Origin of the sequence: Ethanoligenens sp., assembly GCF_047718355.1 — a bacterium.
GTDB lineage: Bacteria > Bacillota > Clostridia > Oscillospirales > Ethanoligenentaceae > Ethanoligenens.
On sequence record NZ_JBDNLG010000008.1, the window covers coordinates 21,813 to 34,376 of the forward strand.

A 12,564-nucleotide genomic window follows, 5' to 3' on the forward strand; every position below is an offset into this window, starting at 1 on the left:
TGGGAGAACCCATTTCCGCACAGTCAGGCTATCCAGTTGTATAACAAAAAAGGGACGTACCGTCCCTCTTTTTTAGCGCAATTGTTCTTTGACTTTGGCTGCTTTCCCGACCCGTCCACGCAGGTAATACAGACGACTGCGGCGCACACGGCCCCGACGTACGATCTCTACCTTTTCGACATTGGGCGAATGCACGGGAAAAACTCTCTCAACGCCAACACCGTAGGAGATGCGCCGCACGGTGAAGGACTCGGAGATGCCGCCGCCCCGACGGGAAATGATGGTACCTTCAAACATCTGGGTGCGCTGCCGATCGCCTTCTTTGATACGCACGGACACTTTAACGGTGTCGCCCACATTCAATTCGGGAATTTCGGCTTTCAATTGGTCCTTGACCAAATCCTGTAAACTGCTCATAGTATAATACGCTCCTTCGGCATAGAACATTCATGCCCGTCAAGCGGTGCAGAGGACTGTTCGTTTTCATTCTCGGTCACCCGGCAATGAAACCCCGCGGGCATGCGCACACGCCGCGAAACATTCAATAGCCCATATAGTATAGCATACTGCGCGGCATGTGGCAAGCGCCTTTTTTAGGGCGTGCTTTGCGGTTGTGGTAAGAACAGCCATATGGTATGCTTAACTCAACAAAAGAGGTGAGGGAATGTGAAAAAGATAAATCAAAAGGGAAAGCATTGGCGTCTAATAAGAAACTGCGCGGCGGGTGGTATAGGGGTGGTCATACTGCTTGCTGTGCTCCGTCAGATGGGTGTGTGGATTCCTAATGCGCTGTTTGTTCGCAACTACGTGGTGCGCGGCGCGGACGTGTCGGCTTATCAGGGAACGATTGATTGGAAACGGCTGTCCAGCCAGCCTATCCGGTTTGTATTTCTTAAAGCAACGGAGGGCGCCGGTTTTCAAGACAAGCAGTTTGCCCGCAACTGGGAACAGGCACGGCAGAGCGGTTTGGTAGTGGGTGCCTATCATTTTTTTAACTTTGATGTACCCGCATCCGAGCAGGCGGAGAACTTCATCCGAACAGTGCCCGTACAGGCGGGCGCATTGCCGCCGACGGTAGATGTGGAATTTTACGGCAAATTCAACCAAAACCATCCGGCGCGTGAAAAAGTGCGACCGATGTTGGATACCCTATTGACCGCGTTAGAGGAGCATTACGGGAAAAAGCCGATGCTCTATTGCACTGAGAGTGCTTATCATGCATATCTTACGGGGGCATATGTTCAAAACCCCGTCTGGATACGGAATGTGTGGTTAAAACCGTCCGTGCCGGCAAACTGGACTTTTTGGCAATATACCGATAAAGGCCGGCTGGACGGAACGAATGGAACCGAGCAATTTGTGGATCTGAATGTGTTTTGTGGCGGCGAACAGGCGTTTCAACAATTCGTGAGCGGATAATTAAGCAAAAGCCCTCCGCTGCGGCGTACCGCTGGGAGGGCAAAGAGACTTTATGTCAGATAAGGCGTTAACGCACGCCATGCCGTCAATTTTGCCTCAAATCCGCCGCGGGCATTGGCGGGGCTGGTGGACGGCAGACCGAAAAACGGCAAGTGTACCTGCGGGGCATGATACTTTTTGTAGAAACGCAGCGCAGTGCCGCCGTTTAGGAATACGGCGTGGAGGGCAGGACATTGGCGCACGAGACCGGGGATATCACTGGGATGTTCCGCATGAATGGCGCTGTCCGACGAGCCCTCCCGGACGCAGCTTTCCAATGTATCCCATAATGCAATGTGTTGGCGCAGCAAAAATGCCCGCTTGGTATCCGGTATCTGTCCGGGGTCATCACCGGTGAGCTCCGCTAAGATGCGCCAGAACGCGTTCTGCGGGTGCCCGTAGAAGAAGTTTGAGCGCAGAGATGCGGGAGAGGCCATCGTGCCGAGAATCAGTACGCGGCTTTCCGGCGTGTAAACAGGCGCAAAGGAAGAAACGCGGAAATCAGACATCGTTGTGCACAAGATCATCAAAGGTTTCACGCTTGATAATGACGCGCGGCTCTTGGTCGCGTATCATGACGGCGGCCGGTCGGGGGATGCGGTTGTAATTGGACGCCATAGAGTAGTTGTACGCGCCGGTGGCGAACACCGCGAGGATGTTTCCCGCTTCTGCCGGTTGGATGGCGGTGTGTTCCTGAATTAAATCACCGCTCTCGCAGCATTTGCCGGCGATGGTCACGGTCGCGGTGGGTTTCTCGGCGGCTCTGTCAGCTACCACCGCGGCATATTCGGCTTGATAAAGCGCGTAACGCGGATTGTCCCCCATGCCGCCGTCGATGGACACATAGGTGCGGATGCCGGGAATTTCTTTGACTGCGCCGACCGTATACAGCGTGATACCGGCGGACGCCACGATGGAGCGCCCCGGTTCCAGCATGATGAACGGCGTATCCATATCGCGTGCCAGGCAGGTCTTTTTCACCGTTTCCGAAACCGCTTCCATATAGCGGTCATACGGCACAGGGTCCTGCTCAGGTACATATTTGATGCCGAAACCACCGCCGAGGTTCAGCTCAGTGAACTTGGCGCCATGGCGGTCGCGCATGTCTGCCATAAAGTTGACCATAACTTCTGCGGCCAGCTCAAACGGGGCCAAATCAAAGATTTGGGAGCCGATGTGGCAGTGTATGCCGGTCAAATTGATGCCCGCCATGGTGATTGCTTCTTTGATAGCTTCTTCCGCCTCACCCGTTTCCAGCGCAAGGCCGAATTTGGAATCAATTTGGCCGGTGCGGATGAAATTGTGTGTGTGCGCGTCAATGCCGGGCTTGATGCGCAGCAACACCACGGCTTTTTTGTTCCGTTCAAGCGCCAGCCGATTGAGCAGCGCCAGTTCGGTGAGATTGTCTACCATAAAGCGGCCCACGCCGCAGTCCAGCGCATAATTGATTTCGGCCGATGTTTTGTTGTTGCCGTGAAAGCAGAGGCGCTCGGCGGGAAATCCTGTGCTCATGGCTGTGTAGATCTCACCGGCGGAGACAACGTCCAGCCCCATTTGCTCGTTTTCCATGATACGGCAGATTTCTTTGCAGCAAAATGCTTTGCTTGCGTAATAAACCCGCCCGTTGCCGTTGTAATAGGTCTTGATGGAATCGACGTATTTTCTACAGTTATTGACGATGGTTGCCTCATCCATCACGTAGAGGGGCGTGCCGAACGCCGCCGCGAGTTCCAGGGTATCGCAGCCACCGATGGTCAAGTGTCCCTGTTGGTTAACATTTAAACAATCTGAAACAAACATCTTGCAACTCTCCAGCTCGATAGATTTGTGGTTTCCGCAAGGAAAGCGATTTCCATCACGAAAAGGGAAAATAGGTTGTTATGATTCTTTTTGTTCGGCATCCGGCAGGGCGGCCGCAATAGCGGCGGTTAATTCTGCCACGCCCATGCCCGTGCGGGCGGAAAACGGGATAATGTGCGCGGCGTCCGCGCCGGTCTCTGCGGGGAACGCATTTTTACGGGCGGCCTGCTCGGTGGATTTCATCTTATCCATTTTCGTCATGGCAATGATGAACGGAATCTGCTGCTCACTGAAATAGTGCAGCATGTGCTCATCATCCTCCGTGAGCGGGCGGCGTCCGTCTACCAATTGGACAGCCATCGTGACTGGCCGTCCAATCAGATAGCTTTCCACCAGTGACGACCACTTTGCCTTGTCCGTGCGGGCCGCTTTGGCATAGCCGTAACCCGGCAAATCCACCAGCCGGAAATCCCCGGGCCGGTCGCATCGGTAGAAGTTGACTGAGACCGTTTTGCCCGGTACCGAGCTGACGCGCGCGAGACTTTTCTGGTTGGCCAACTTGTTGAGCATGGAGGATTTGCCTACATTCGAGCGCCCCGCAAAAACAATTTCCGGCACGGTATAGGGCGGTATGTCTGCCGCGCGGTAGGCGGGCTGCTCAAACCGTGTGTGGACGAGCAGAATCTTTTCAAGGCTCATTGTTCCACCACCCCGGCAGACAGATGCCCGACAGGTGCGGTCGGCACCGGGATGACCGGCGCTGCCTGTGCGGCGGCCTCTGCACGGGCTATTTCTGCCTGCGGGGGAAACAGAATGGCGTTTGGCAGTACAGTATCCATGTGGTCGGCGGGAATGAAACGAATGTGGTCTTTCACAATCTTGTCGACTTCGACCAAATCCGGCTGATTTTCTTTGGGGATGATAACGGTGCGCACACCTGCTCGATAGGCTGCCATGGTCTTTTCGCGCAGGCCGCCGATGGGCAGCACACGTCCACGCAGGGTGATCTCGCCGGTCATGGCCACGTCGCGGCGCACCGGCAGATTGAGCAGCGCTGAAGTGAGCGCAGTGGCCATAGTCACACCCGCTGACGGGCCGTCTTTCGGGATGGCGCCCTCCGGTACGTGGATGTGAATGTCTTTGGTTTTGTGGAAGTTGTGGTCGACACCGAGTTTGTCGGCTTTGCTGCGTATATAGCTGATGGCGGCCATCGCGGATTCTTTCATGACGTCGCCGAGTGAACCGGTTAGTTCCACCTTGCCGCTGCCGTCCAGTACAGCGACCTCCACCGGCATCGTCTCACCGCCCACCGACGTCCATGCAAGGCCGGTGACTACGCATTTTTCGTCTTTGGCGGGGATGCTTTCGGGGCGGAACCGGTGCGGGCCGAGCAGCTGTTCCAGTTTTTCCGAGCCGACCGTGACCGATTTCTGTTCTCCGGCCGCGAGGATGCGGGCGGTTTTCCGGCAAAGCGAGGCAATTTGCCGCTCCAGACGGCGCACACCTGCTTCACGGGTGTAAAAATCAATGAGATCATATAGCGCGCCGTCGGATACTTTCAGCGTGCGGCGGGTTAATCCATGCTTTTGCAGCTGCTGGGACAGCAGGTGCCGCTTGGCAATCTCAAATTTCTCCTCGCGGGTGTAGCTGGGCAGTTCGATCAGCTCCATGCGGTCGAAAAGCGGTGCGGGGATGGTATCGATGACGTTTGCGGTGGTGATGAACAGCACATCGCTCAAATCGAATGGAAGCTCAATATAGTGATCGCGGAACGTATGGTTCTGTTCGGCATCGAGAACTTCGAGCAGTGCGGAAGACGGGTCACCTTGGTAGCTTTCGCACATTTTGTCAATCTCATCAAGCAGTATAACGGGATTGCGTGTGCCGGCCTGTGTGAGGGCGGCAAGGATGCGACCGGGCATAGCGCCGATATACGTCTTACGGTGGCCCCGAATGTCCGCTTCGTCCCGAACACCGCCGAGCGAAACACGGGCAAACTGCCGCCCCATGGACTTGGCAATGGCGCGGGCGATGGTGGTTTTGCCCACGCCCGGCGGGCCCTCCAGGCACAGAATCTGCCCCTTTTGATTGGGGGCGAGCTTACGAACGGCAAGACTCTCGAGAATGCGGTCTTTGACTTTTTTCAATCCGTAATGTCCGGCATCCAGCACTTTTTGTGCCTGTGCGAGGTCGATTTTGTCGCGGCTCTCTTTGTTCCATGGCAAAGCAAGGCAGGCATCCAGCCACCCGCGCACAACGGTTGCCTCGTGGCTGCCCTGCGGCATCCGTGTGAGCCGGTCGGTTTCTTTATGCAGCCGCTTGGCGGTTTGCTCCGGAAGATCCAACTTCTGTATGGCCTGGTGATAGCGGTTCACTTCGTCGGTATCATCGTGTTCACCCAGCTCTTCCGCAAGGGTCTTCATCTGCTCGCGCAGAAAATATTCGCGTTGACCTTTGTCGATCCGGTCCTGCACTTTCTGCGCAATCTCATGTTCAAGGCGCAGAACATCGATTTCCTTGTTCAGCACACGAAGAACCAGCGTCAGCCGTTTGACGGGGTTGAGTTCTTCCAGCACAGCTTGTTTATCTTCCAACTGCGGCAGGATATTCGAAGCAATATAGTCCGCCGCCTTGCCTGTCTCCGTGGCCGCTACAATCTCGGTCAGCAGTTCCTCGGGCAATTTGGGGCCGATTTCGGTGTAATCCCCGATCAGGTCCTGTGCGTGGCGAAGCAGTGCCTGCGCGACTGCGGGACGCGGTGTGCGGCCGGTGTCGGCACAAGGCTCCAAAGCGGCGAGCAGAAACGGCTCTTCCTGCGTGACATTCAGCAGGCGGGCGCGATACAGCCCTTCTACCGACACTTTAATGTTCTCACCGGAAACATGCAAAAGCTGCCGGACGCGGGCAACGGTACCCATGCCGTGGAAACTATCCGCAGCCGGGTCCTCGGTGCGGATATCTTTTTGCGCGACCAGAAAGAGCAGTTGGTCTGCTTTCATAGCTTCATTGATGGCAAAGACGGATTTTTTCCGGCCTACATCAAAATTCAGTAAAGTGCCCGGAAAGACCGTCATGCCTCTAAGGGCCAACAGCGGCAGCGTCAAATTTTCACGCGGGGTTTGAGTATTCATCAGGTTTCCTCCAGAGACAGTGCGTCCGTGCGCCTTGCGCGTCTATTTTTCTTATTATATGATAAGAGCGGCTGAATTTCAACAACATTCGATTTCCAGTTCCCCTTGAGCCCTTGCGCTCTTGCTGCATGGCGGGTATAATAAGGTAAATTACGCGTTGCCGGGGCGAGACAGGGCGCGCACAAGAGAGGATGTAACACTGCAATGTATGCGGATATGCTGGATACGATCGGATTTGTAAAACAAATGGACGCGGAAGTCGGCGGGGCGATGGAGGGCGAGCTGAAACGGCAGCGCCGCAACATCGAGCTGATTGCGTCGGAGAATATTGTATCTCCGGCAGTGATGGCCGCCATGGGTTCGGTTCTGACCAATAAATACGCCGAGGGGTATCCCGGCAAAAGGTATTACGGCGGATGTGCCAATGTGGACGAAGTGGAAAACATTGCGATTGAACGCGCGAAAAAGCTGTTTGGTGCGCAATATGCGAATGTGCAGCCGCACAGCGGCGCGCAGGCCAATACAGCGGTCTATTTCGCGTTGCTCAAACCGGGTGACACCGTGCTGGGCATGAGCCTTGCGGCGGGCGGACATTTGACCCATGGATCGCCGGTCAACCTGTCGGGCAAATATTTTCACTTTGTATCCTATGGCGTAGATGCCGAAACCGGACTGATTGATTATGACGCGCTGCGCACACTGGCACTTGAAAACAAGCCGAAAATGATTGTGGCGGGCGCAAGTGCCTATCCACGTGTTATCGACTTTGCACGCATTGGAGAAATCGCCAAGGAAGCGGGCGCACTGTTCATGGTGGATATGGCGCATATCGCCGGTCTGGTCGCGACGGGGCTGCATCCGTCGCCGGTGCCTTATGCCGACATTGTCACCACCACTACCCACAAAACGCTGCGCGGCCCGCGCGGCGGTCTTATCCTCTGCAACAAAGAGGAACTTGCCAAGGCAATCAACAAGGCCATTTTTCCCGGCACACAGGGCGGCCCGCTGATGCACATCATCGCTTCCAAGGCCGTTTGCTTCGGCGAGGCATTGAGTGATGACTTCAAAGCCTATCAGACACAGATTGTCAAGAATGCGTCGGCATTGGCGCAGGGTTTGTTAAAACGGGGCATCAATCTGGTTTCGGGCGGCACGGACAACCACCTCATGCTGGTGGATCTGCGCGGTACGGGCGTGACAGGCAAAGAACTGGAACATCGGCTGGACGATGTGTATATCACGGTGAATAAAAATGCAATTCCGAACGACCCTGAGAAGCCATTCGTTACCAGCGGCATCCGCATCGGCACCCCGGCGGTGACCACGCGCGGCATGGTGGAAGCGGATATGGACAAGATTGCGGAGTTCATCGCCGTCGCGGCAAGCGACCGGTTTGAAAAAGAGGCCGAGAGCCTGCGCACGGGTGTGAACGCCCTTTGCGGCAAATACCCGTTGTACGAATAATGCCTCCGCTCGCAGACCGGCTGCGTCCGAAAACGCTGGATGAAGTGGTGGGGCAGCGTCATCTGCTTGCGCCGGACATGCTTCTGCGCCGTGTGGTGGAGACCGGTCAGATTCCCAACCTCATCTTTTATGGCCCATCCGGGGTGGGGAAGACCACGGTAGCGTCTATCCTTGCCCGGCAGGCGGGGAAGACTCTGCATAAATTAAACGGGACCAATGCATCCACGGCGGATATCAAAGCCATTGTGGGTGAATTGGACACGTTCGCAGGGATGGACGGGGTGCTGCTTTATCTTGATGAGATTCAGTACCTCAACAAAAAACAGCAGCAATCCCTACTGGAATTTATCGAAGATGGGCGCATTACGCTAATCGCTTCTACGACGGAAAACCCGTATTTTTATATCTACAATGCGATTCTGAGCCGCTGTACCGTCTTTGAATTCAAAGCGGTGCCGCCGGAGGAAATCGCCAAAGCGGTTCGCCGGGCATTTTCCGTGATGGAGCAGGACAAGGGGCGGCCTATCCGTGTGTCAGATGCCGTGGTGGCGCAAATCAGCATGGGCTGCGGCGGGGATGTGCGCAAGGCGCTGAATGCGGTGGAACTGCTGTCCCTCTCCGCCAAAGAGTTGAATGGGGAGCTGACAGTTACAGCAGAGGATGCGCAGGCCGCCGCACAGAAAAGCGCCATGCGGTATGACCGTGAAGGGGATGAGCATTACGACCTGCTCTCCGCGCTCCAGAAATCTATGCGCGGCTCTGATCCCGACGCCGCGGTGTATTATCTGGCACGGCTGCTGGAGGTGGGTGACCTGCCATCGGTTTGCCGCCGGCTGATGGTCTGCGCCTGCGAAGATGTGGGACTGGCATATCCACAGATTATCCCCATCGTAAAGGCAAGTGTGGACGCCGCGTTGCAGGTTGGCTTGCCGGAAGCACGTATTCCGCTGGCGGACGCAGTGGTGCTGGTGGCGACCGCACCGAAATCCAACAGTGCCTATCGGGCGGTTGATGCGGCGCTGGAGGATATTCGAGCGGGGCGGGGCGGACCCATTCCGCGCAGTTTGCAGAACAAGCATTACGATGGTGCAGATAATACCCATAAGGGGCAGTTCTATCAATATCCGCACGATTTTCCCGGTCGCTGGGTGGCGCAGCAGTACTTGCCCGATGCACTCAAGGACCGGGTTTACTACCGTTTCGCCGAGAACAAGACCGAACAGGCCGCTAAGTCCTATTGGGATGCCATAAAAAAGAAGCGAGAGAAATAAACGTAATTCGCAACACAGCTGGCAAGGGAGAGCCCTTGCCAGCTGTGTTTTTGTGCGACGATTGTATAATACTATTTGTAATATCCATGCGTATTATGCAGACTTTGAATAGATTATGCCGAAAAAACGGAAGTTGACCGGAGAATCATGCGTCGTTCTTGTTTTTTCATCTTTATAAGTTTATACAAAGAGTGATTTTTTGCTGAATTATGCGGATTTCGGACGGTTTGTGTTGAAAAGGCGGCATATGGTCGGGAGCCGTTCATATTTCTTGTCTTTTCATCATTTGCGCAATGGTGTATAATGATACCGCTGCCCATCGCTCTGTATTCAATCCGTTAAAGAAGGTGGCCTATGCCTACGTACGCAAATGAACTGGTGTCCATCATCACACCAGTCTATAATAAAGAACGTTATATTGCGCAAACCATCGACTCCATCCGCGCGCAGACGGTTGGCGATTGGGAACTGCTGCTTATCGACGATTGTTCCACAGACCGTTCTGCTGCAATCATTGAACAGTATCGCAAACAAGACGTGCGCATCCGTTACCACAAGCTGGCACAGAACGGCGGTGCGGCAGTGGCACGCAACGAAGCGCTTACCCGCGCAAAAGGGCGTTATGTGGCGTTTTTAGACGCGGATGACCTTTGGAAGCCGGAAAAACTCGAAAAACAGCTGGCATTTATGCGTGACAAGGGTGTGGGCTTTACATATACCGCTATCGAAATGATTGATGAAAATGGTGCGCCGCGCCGGGGAAAACGTCCGGTGCGGGAAAAGGTGGACTACCATTACCTGCTTTCCAACACGATCATCGCTTGTTCCTCAGTGCTGATGGACCGGGAGATTGTCGGTGATTTTCGGATGCCGCTGGTGCGCAAAGGGCAGGATTTTGCCACTTGGCTTTCCATCCTGCGCAAAGGGCATATGGCGTACGGACTTGATGAAGCGCTGGTGCTTTATCGGGTTGCGCCTGGTTCGATTTCTTCAAATAAATGGGCGGCGCTTGCACGCACATGGCATATCTACCGGAAGCAGGAACAACTGCCGCTGGTTTCGTCCCTCTGGCACTTTGGTCTGTATACGTTTCATGCCATCAAAAAATACTGGATGTGAGGTGTGCGGGTGGAACAGTTTGATTATGTGTTTGTGGTGCTGGTCTATCGAAACCCGCAAGATCTGACAGGATTTTTGTCTTCATTGCAAAAAGTTGAAGGCAGTTACAGGGTAATCGTCGTCAACAGCTTTTATGATGAATTGACCCGTTCGCAGACGGAATCGATTTGTAAAGTGCAGCACTGCGATTTTTTGAACGTGCAGAATAACGGTTATGGTGCTGGGAACAATGCGGGTATTCACTTTGCGTGTGCGCACTATCGCTTTTCATTTCTGGTGGTCAGCAATCCGGATATTGAAATTCTGTCGCTGCCCGCTGCGGTGCTACGCCATAAAGAGGAAACCGTCCTGCTGGGGCCGCGGGTGTGCACGGAAAACGGCAAGCACCAAAACCCCTATATGCCCGCGCATAGTGTATTGCGGGAGCGGCTGATGCGTTTCTATGCAATGCATCCACGAAGCATGTTGCCGTTTTACATGGCGGTTGCGCTCAATAAAACACATCGCATCCTGTTCAACACCCTGTGTGAACGAAGGGAACGGCGGGTTTATGCATTGCACGGCAGTTTTTTGCTGTTTTCCCAAGCGGCGTTGGACAAGCTGGGCGATCCGTTTGATGAACGGATGTTCCTGTTTCGCGAGGAAGACCATCTGGCGCGGCGTGCAAAAGGGATGGGCATTCCGATGCGGTATACGCCCTCCATTCAGGTGCTGCATCATGAGGATGGCAGTGTGCGCTTCTTGAGTGCGCAGACCAAGCAGTTTGCGCTCCATTCCCTGCGGATATATTTCGGCTTGCAATCAGAGCGGCGAAGCAGCGTCTAATCGCCGTGGACAAAGGAGGATGTGCGTGGCAAACGGCATCATTAAGCGAGGCATCGCGAACATCAAATATGTTTTGCTCTCCCAGTTTTCATATTATATTGTAACGTTCTTTACATCATTTATATTGCCTGGCGTGCTCGGCGTGGTGCCGAACGGCTATTACCAGATCTATTTTTTCTATACGACCAGTTTTGTCGGGCTGATGCATATCGGCTTTAATGATGGTGTATTCCTCAAGTACGGTGGTTACGATTTTGAAAAACTGCCGCAGGAACTGTTTCGTACGTTCATGCGGATGTATATCTGCATGAACGGGATTGAGACGGTGGCGGTTCTGCTGATTGTGCTGATGGAACCTAACGCCAATAAGCAGTTTGCCTTTACGTTTGCAGCGTTCGACATCGTAGCCATCAACCTTTCAACATTACTCAACTACATCAATCAGGCGACCGGGCGCATTAAATTGTACAGTTTCGTCGTAGTGGCGGAAAAGGTGCAGATTGTCGCTGGCCTTGCCGTAATGCTCTTGCTTCACCATATAGATTTCCATGCTGTCATCGTGTTGGATTTTGCTGCCAAGGTGGTAGTGCTGTTCGTCAACGTCTACTGCTGCCGGGATCTTTTTTGGGGTGAGCGTGTGCCATGGCGTGCCGCGTGGGGGCCATACTGGGACAACATTCGCGTGGGTGTCAAGCTCATGATTGCCAACGTTATGGCCATGTTGGTGATGGGTGCGGGCAAGCTGATGATGGAACGTCTCGGTTCAGTGGCCAATTTCAGTGAATATTCGTTTGCGACCAATGTCACCAACATTGCCATGGCATTTATCTCGGCGGTGGGGCTGGTGCTGTATCCCGTGCTTTGCCGGTTGGAAAAAAAGACGCTGCCGTACTATTTTCAGCGCATTAACCGGTTGCTTTGTGCATTCATTTTCACGATGATGCTGCTGTATTATCCGTTGGTGCCTATCATCCGGGTCTTTCTGCCAAAATACGACGCGGTGCTCGCTTACCTGCCATTGCTGTTTCCCATCGTCATCATGCAGAGCAAAATGCAGTTGCTCATCAACAATTATTATGAGTCCCTGCGGGAAGAAAAGGCAATGATGTGGGCGAATATCTCCGCAGTGGGGCTGTTTGTGGCAATTGCGCTGCCGCTATACCTCTGGCACCCATCGGTGATGGTCATTGTATGGGTGACGTTGGGCGTGTTTTTCTGGCGCTGCTACGCGTCCGAACTGTTCCTCAAGCATAAACTGGGCATTCACAGTATGCGCAACATGGTGGAGGAATGGGGCATGGGTGCCTTGTTTATTCTCGCAAACAGCTTGCTGGGCTGGGGGCCGGGTTTGGCGGTGTATGCCGCCGCCGTTGCCGTTTATCTGCTGGTTTACCGCAAAGAACTGGTGCCGGCTATGCGCACGATGCTGAAAAGCGCGTTTGACAGGTGAACAGGGTATCCTGTTGACTGTCAAACGCGCCAAATAGGAATATACA

At 54.2% G+C, this 12,564-nt stretch carries 11 protein-coding genes; 6 read left to right on the forward strand and 5 right to left on the reverse strand.

From position 1 onward, the window contains the following. Positions 1–72: 72 nt before the first annotated feature. A complete protein-coding gene (gene rplS / locus ABF463_RS02235; RefSeq protein ID WP_415531910.1) occupies positions 73–417 on the reverse strand; it encodes a 50S ribosomal protein L19 in 345 nt (114 codons plus the stop codon). Between the two features lie 318 nt (positions 418–735). Between rplS and ABF463_RS02240 the strand changes: the two genes are divergently transcribed. Then, positions 736–1,419, forward strand: coding sequence for a GH25 family lysozyme (locus ABF463_RS02240; RefSeq protein ID WP_415531911.1), 684 nt, complete (start codon positions 736–738; stop codon positions 1,417–1,419). A 50-nt stretch (positions 1,420–1,469) separates the two neighbouring features. On the opposite strand, the gene ABF463_RS02245 is transcribed toward ABF463_RS02240, so the two are convergent. The 4 genes from ABF463_RS02245 to lon all read right to left on the reverse strand — a co-directional run bounded on the left by ABF463_RS02245 (position 1,470) and on the right by lon (position 6,389). Then, a complete protein-coding gene (locus tag ABF463_RS02245) occupies positions 1,470–1,967 on the reverse strand; it encodes a DNA-deoxyinosine glycosylase (protein WP_415531912.1) in 498 nt (165 codons plus the stop codon). After that, entirely contained in the window at positions 1,960–3,258 is a 1,299-nt protein-coding gene (gene lysA, locus ABF463_RS02250) for a diaminopimelate decarboxylase (protein WP_415531913.1), read from the reverse strand. The genes ABF463_RS02245 and lysA overlap by 8 nt, the downstream gene beginning before the upstream one ends. Positions 3,259–3,336: 78 nt before the next feature. Beyond that, entirely contained in the window at positions 3,337–3,957 is a 621-nt protein-coding gene (gene yihA, locus ABF463_RS02255) for a ribosome biogenesis GTP-binding protein YihA/YsxC (RefSeq protein WP_415531914.1), read from the reverse strand. Beyond that, on the reverse strand, positions 3,954–6,389 hold the full coding sequence (gene lon, locus ABF463_RS02260; protein ID WP_415531915.1) for an endopeptidase La: 2,436 nt from the start codon (positions 6,387–6,389) through the stop codon (positions 3,954–3,956). The genes yihA and lon overlap by 4 nt, the downstream gene beginning before the upstream one ends. Positions 6,390–6,593: 204 nt before the next feature. On the opposite strand from lon, the gene glyA reads away from it, so the two are divergent. From glyA to ABF463_RS02285, 5 genes are all read left to right on the forward strand, one after another. Further along, positions 6,594–7,853, forward strand: a complete 1,260-nt coding sequence (gene glyA / locus ABF463_RS02265; protein ID WP_415531916.1) for a serine hydroxymethyltransferase — start codon at positions 6,594–6,596, stop codon at positions 7,851–7,853. Continuing rightward, positions 7,853–9,124 carry a replication-associated recombination protein A gene (locus ABF463_RS02270; RefSeq protein WP_415531936.1) on the forward strand — a complete coding sequence of 424 codons (1,272 nt, stop codon included), beginning with the start codon at positions 7,853–7,855 and terminating at the stop codon, positions 9,122–9,124. The genes glyA and ABF463_RS02270 overlap by 1 nt, the downstream gene beginning before the upstream one ends. Before the next feature lie 354 nt (positions 9,125–9,478). Continuing rightward, a complete protein-coding gene (locus tag ABF463_RS02275; RefSeq protein ID WP_415531917.1) occupies positions 9,479–10,243 on the forward strand; it encodes a glycosyltransferase family 2 protein in 765 nt (254 codons plus the stop codon). Between the two features lie 9 nt (positions 10,244–10,252). Next, positions 10,253–11,068 (forward strand): hypothetical protein, encoded by an 816-nt coding sequence (locus ABF463_RS02280; protein WP_415531918.1) that lies wholly within the window; start codon positions 10,253–10,255, stop codon positions 11,066–11,068. Positions 11,069–11,093: 25 nt separating this feature from the next. After that, entirely contained in the window at positions 11,094–12,518 is a 1,425-nt protein-coding gene (locus ABF463_RS02285) for a lipopolysaccharide biosynthesis protein (protein WP_415531919.1), read from the forward strand. Positions 12,519–12,564: the final 46 nt, after the last annotated feature.

What these genes read in the sequence shown, in the direction of transcription:
- rplS (WP_415531910.1), bottom strand. Translation starts at nt 417, where the DNA reads ATGAGCAGTTTACAGGATTTGGTCAAGGACCAATTGAAAGCCGAAATT.
- yihA (WP_415531914.1), bottom strand. Translation starts at nt 3,957, where the DNA reads ATGAGCCTTGAAAAGATTCTGCTCGTCCACACACGGTTTGAGCAGCCC.
- lysA (WP_415531913.1), bottom strand. Translation starts at nt 3,258, where the DNA reads ATGTTTGTTTCAGATTGTTTAAATGTTAACCAACAGGGACACTTGACC.
- ABF463_RS02245 (WP_415531912.1), bottom strand. Translation starts at nt 1,967, where the DNA reads ATGTCTGATTTCCGCGTTTCTTCCTTTGCGCCTGTTTACACGCCGGAA.
- lon (WP_415531915.1), bottom strand. Translation starts at nt 6,389, where the DNA reads ATGAATACTCAAACCCCGCGTGAAAATTTGACGCTGCCGCTGTTGGCC.
- ABF463_RS02275 (WP_415531917.1), top strand. Translation starts at nt 9,479, where the DNA reads ATGCCTACGTACGCAAATGAACTGGTGTCCATCATCACACCAGTCTAT.
- glyA (WP_415531916.1), top strand. Translation starts at nt 6,594, where the DNA reads ATGTATGCGGATATGCTGGATACGATCGGATTTGTAAAACAAATGGAC.
- ABF463_RS02270 (WP_415531936.1), top strand. Translation starts at nt 7,853, where the DNA reads ATGCCTCCGCTCGCAGACCGGCTGCGTCCGAAAACGCTGGATGAAGTG.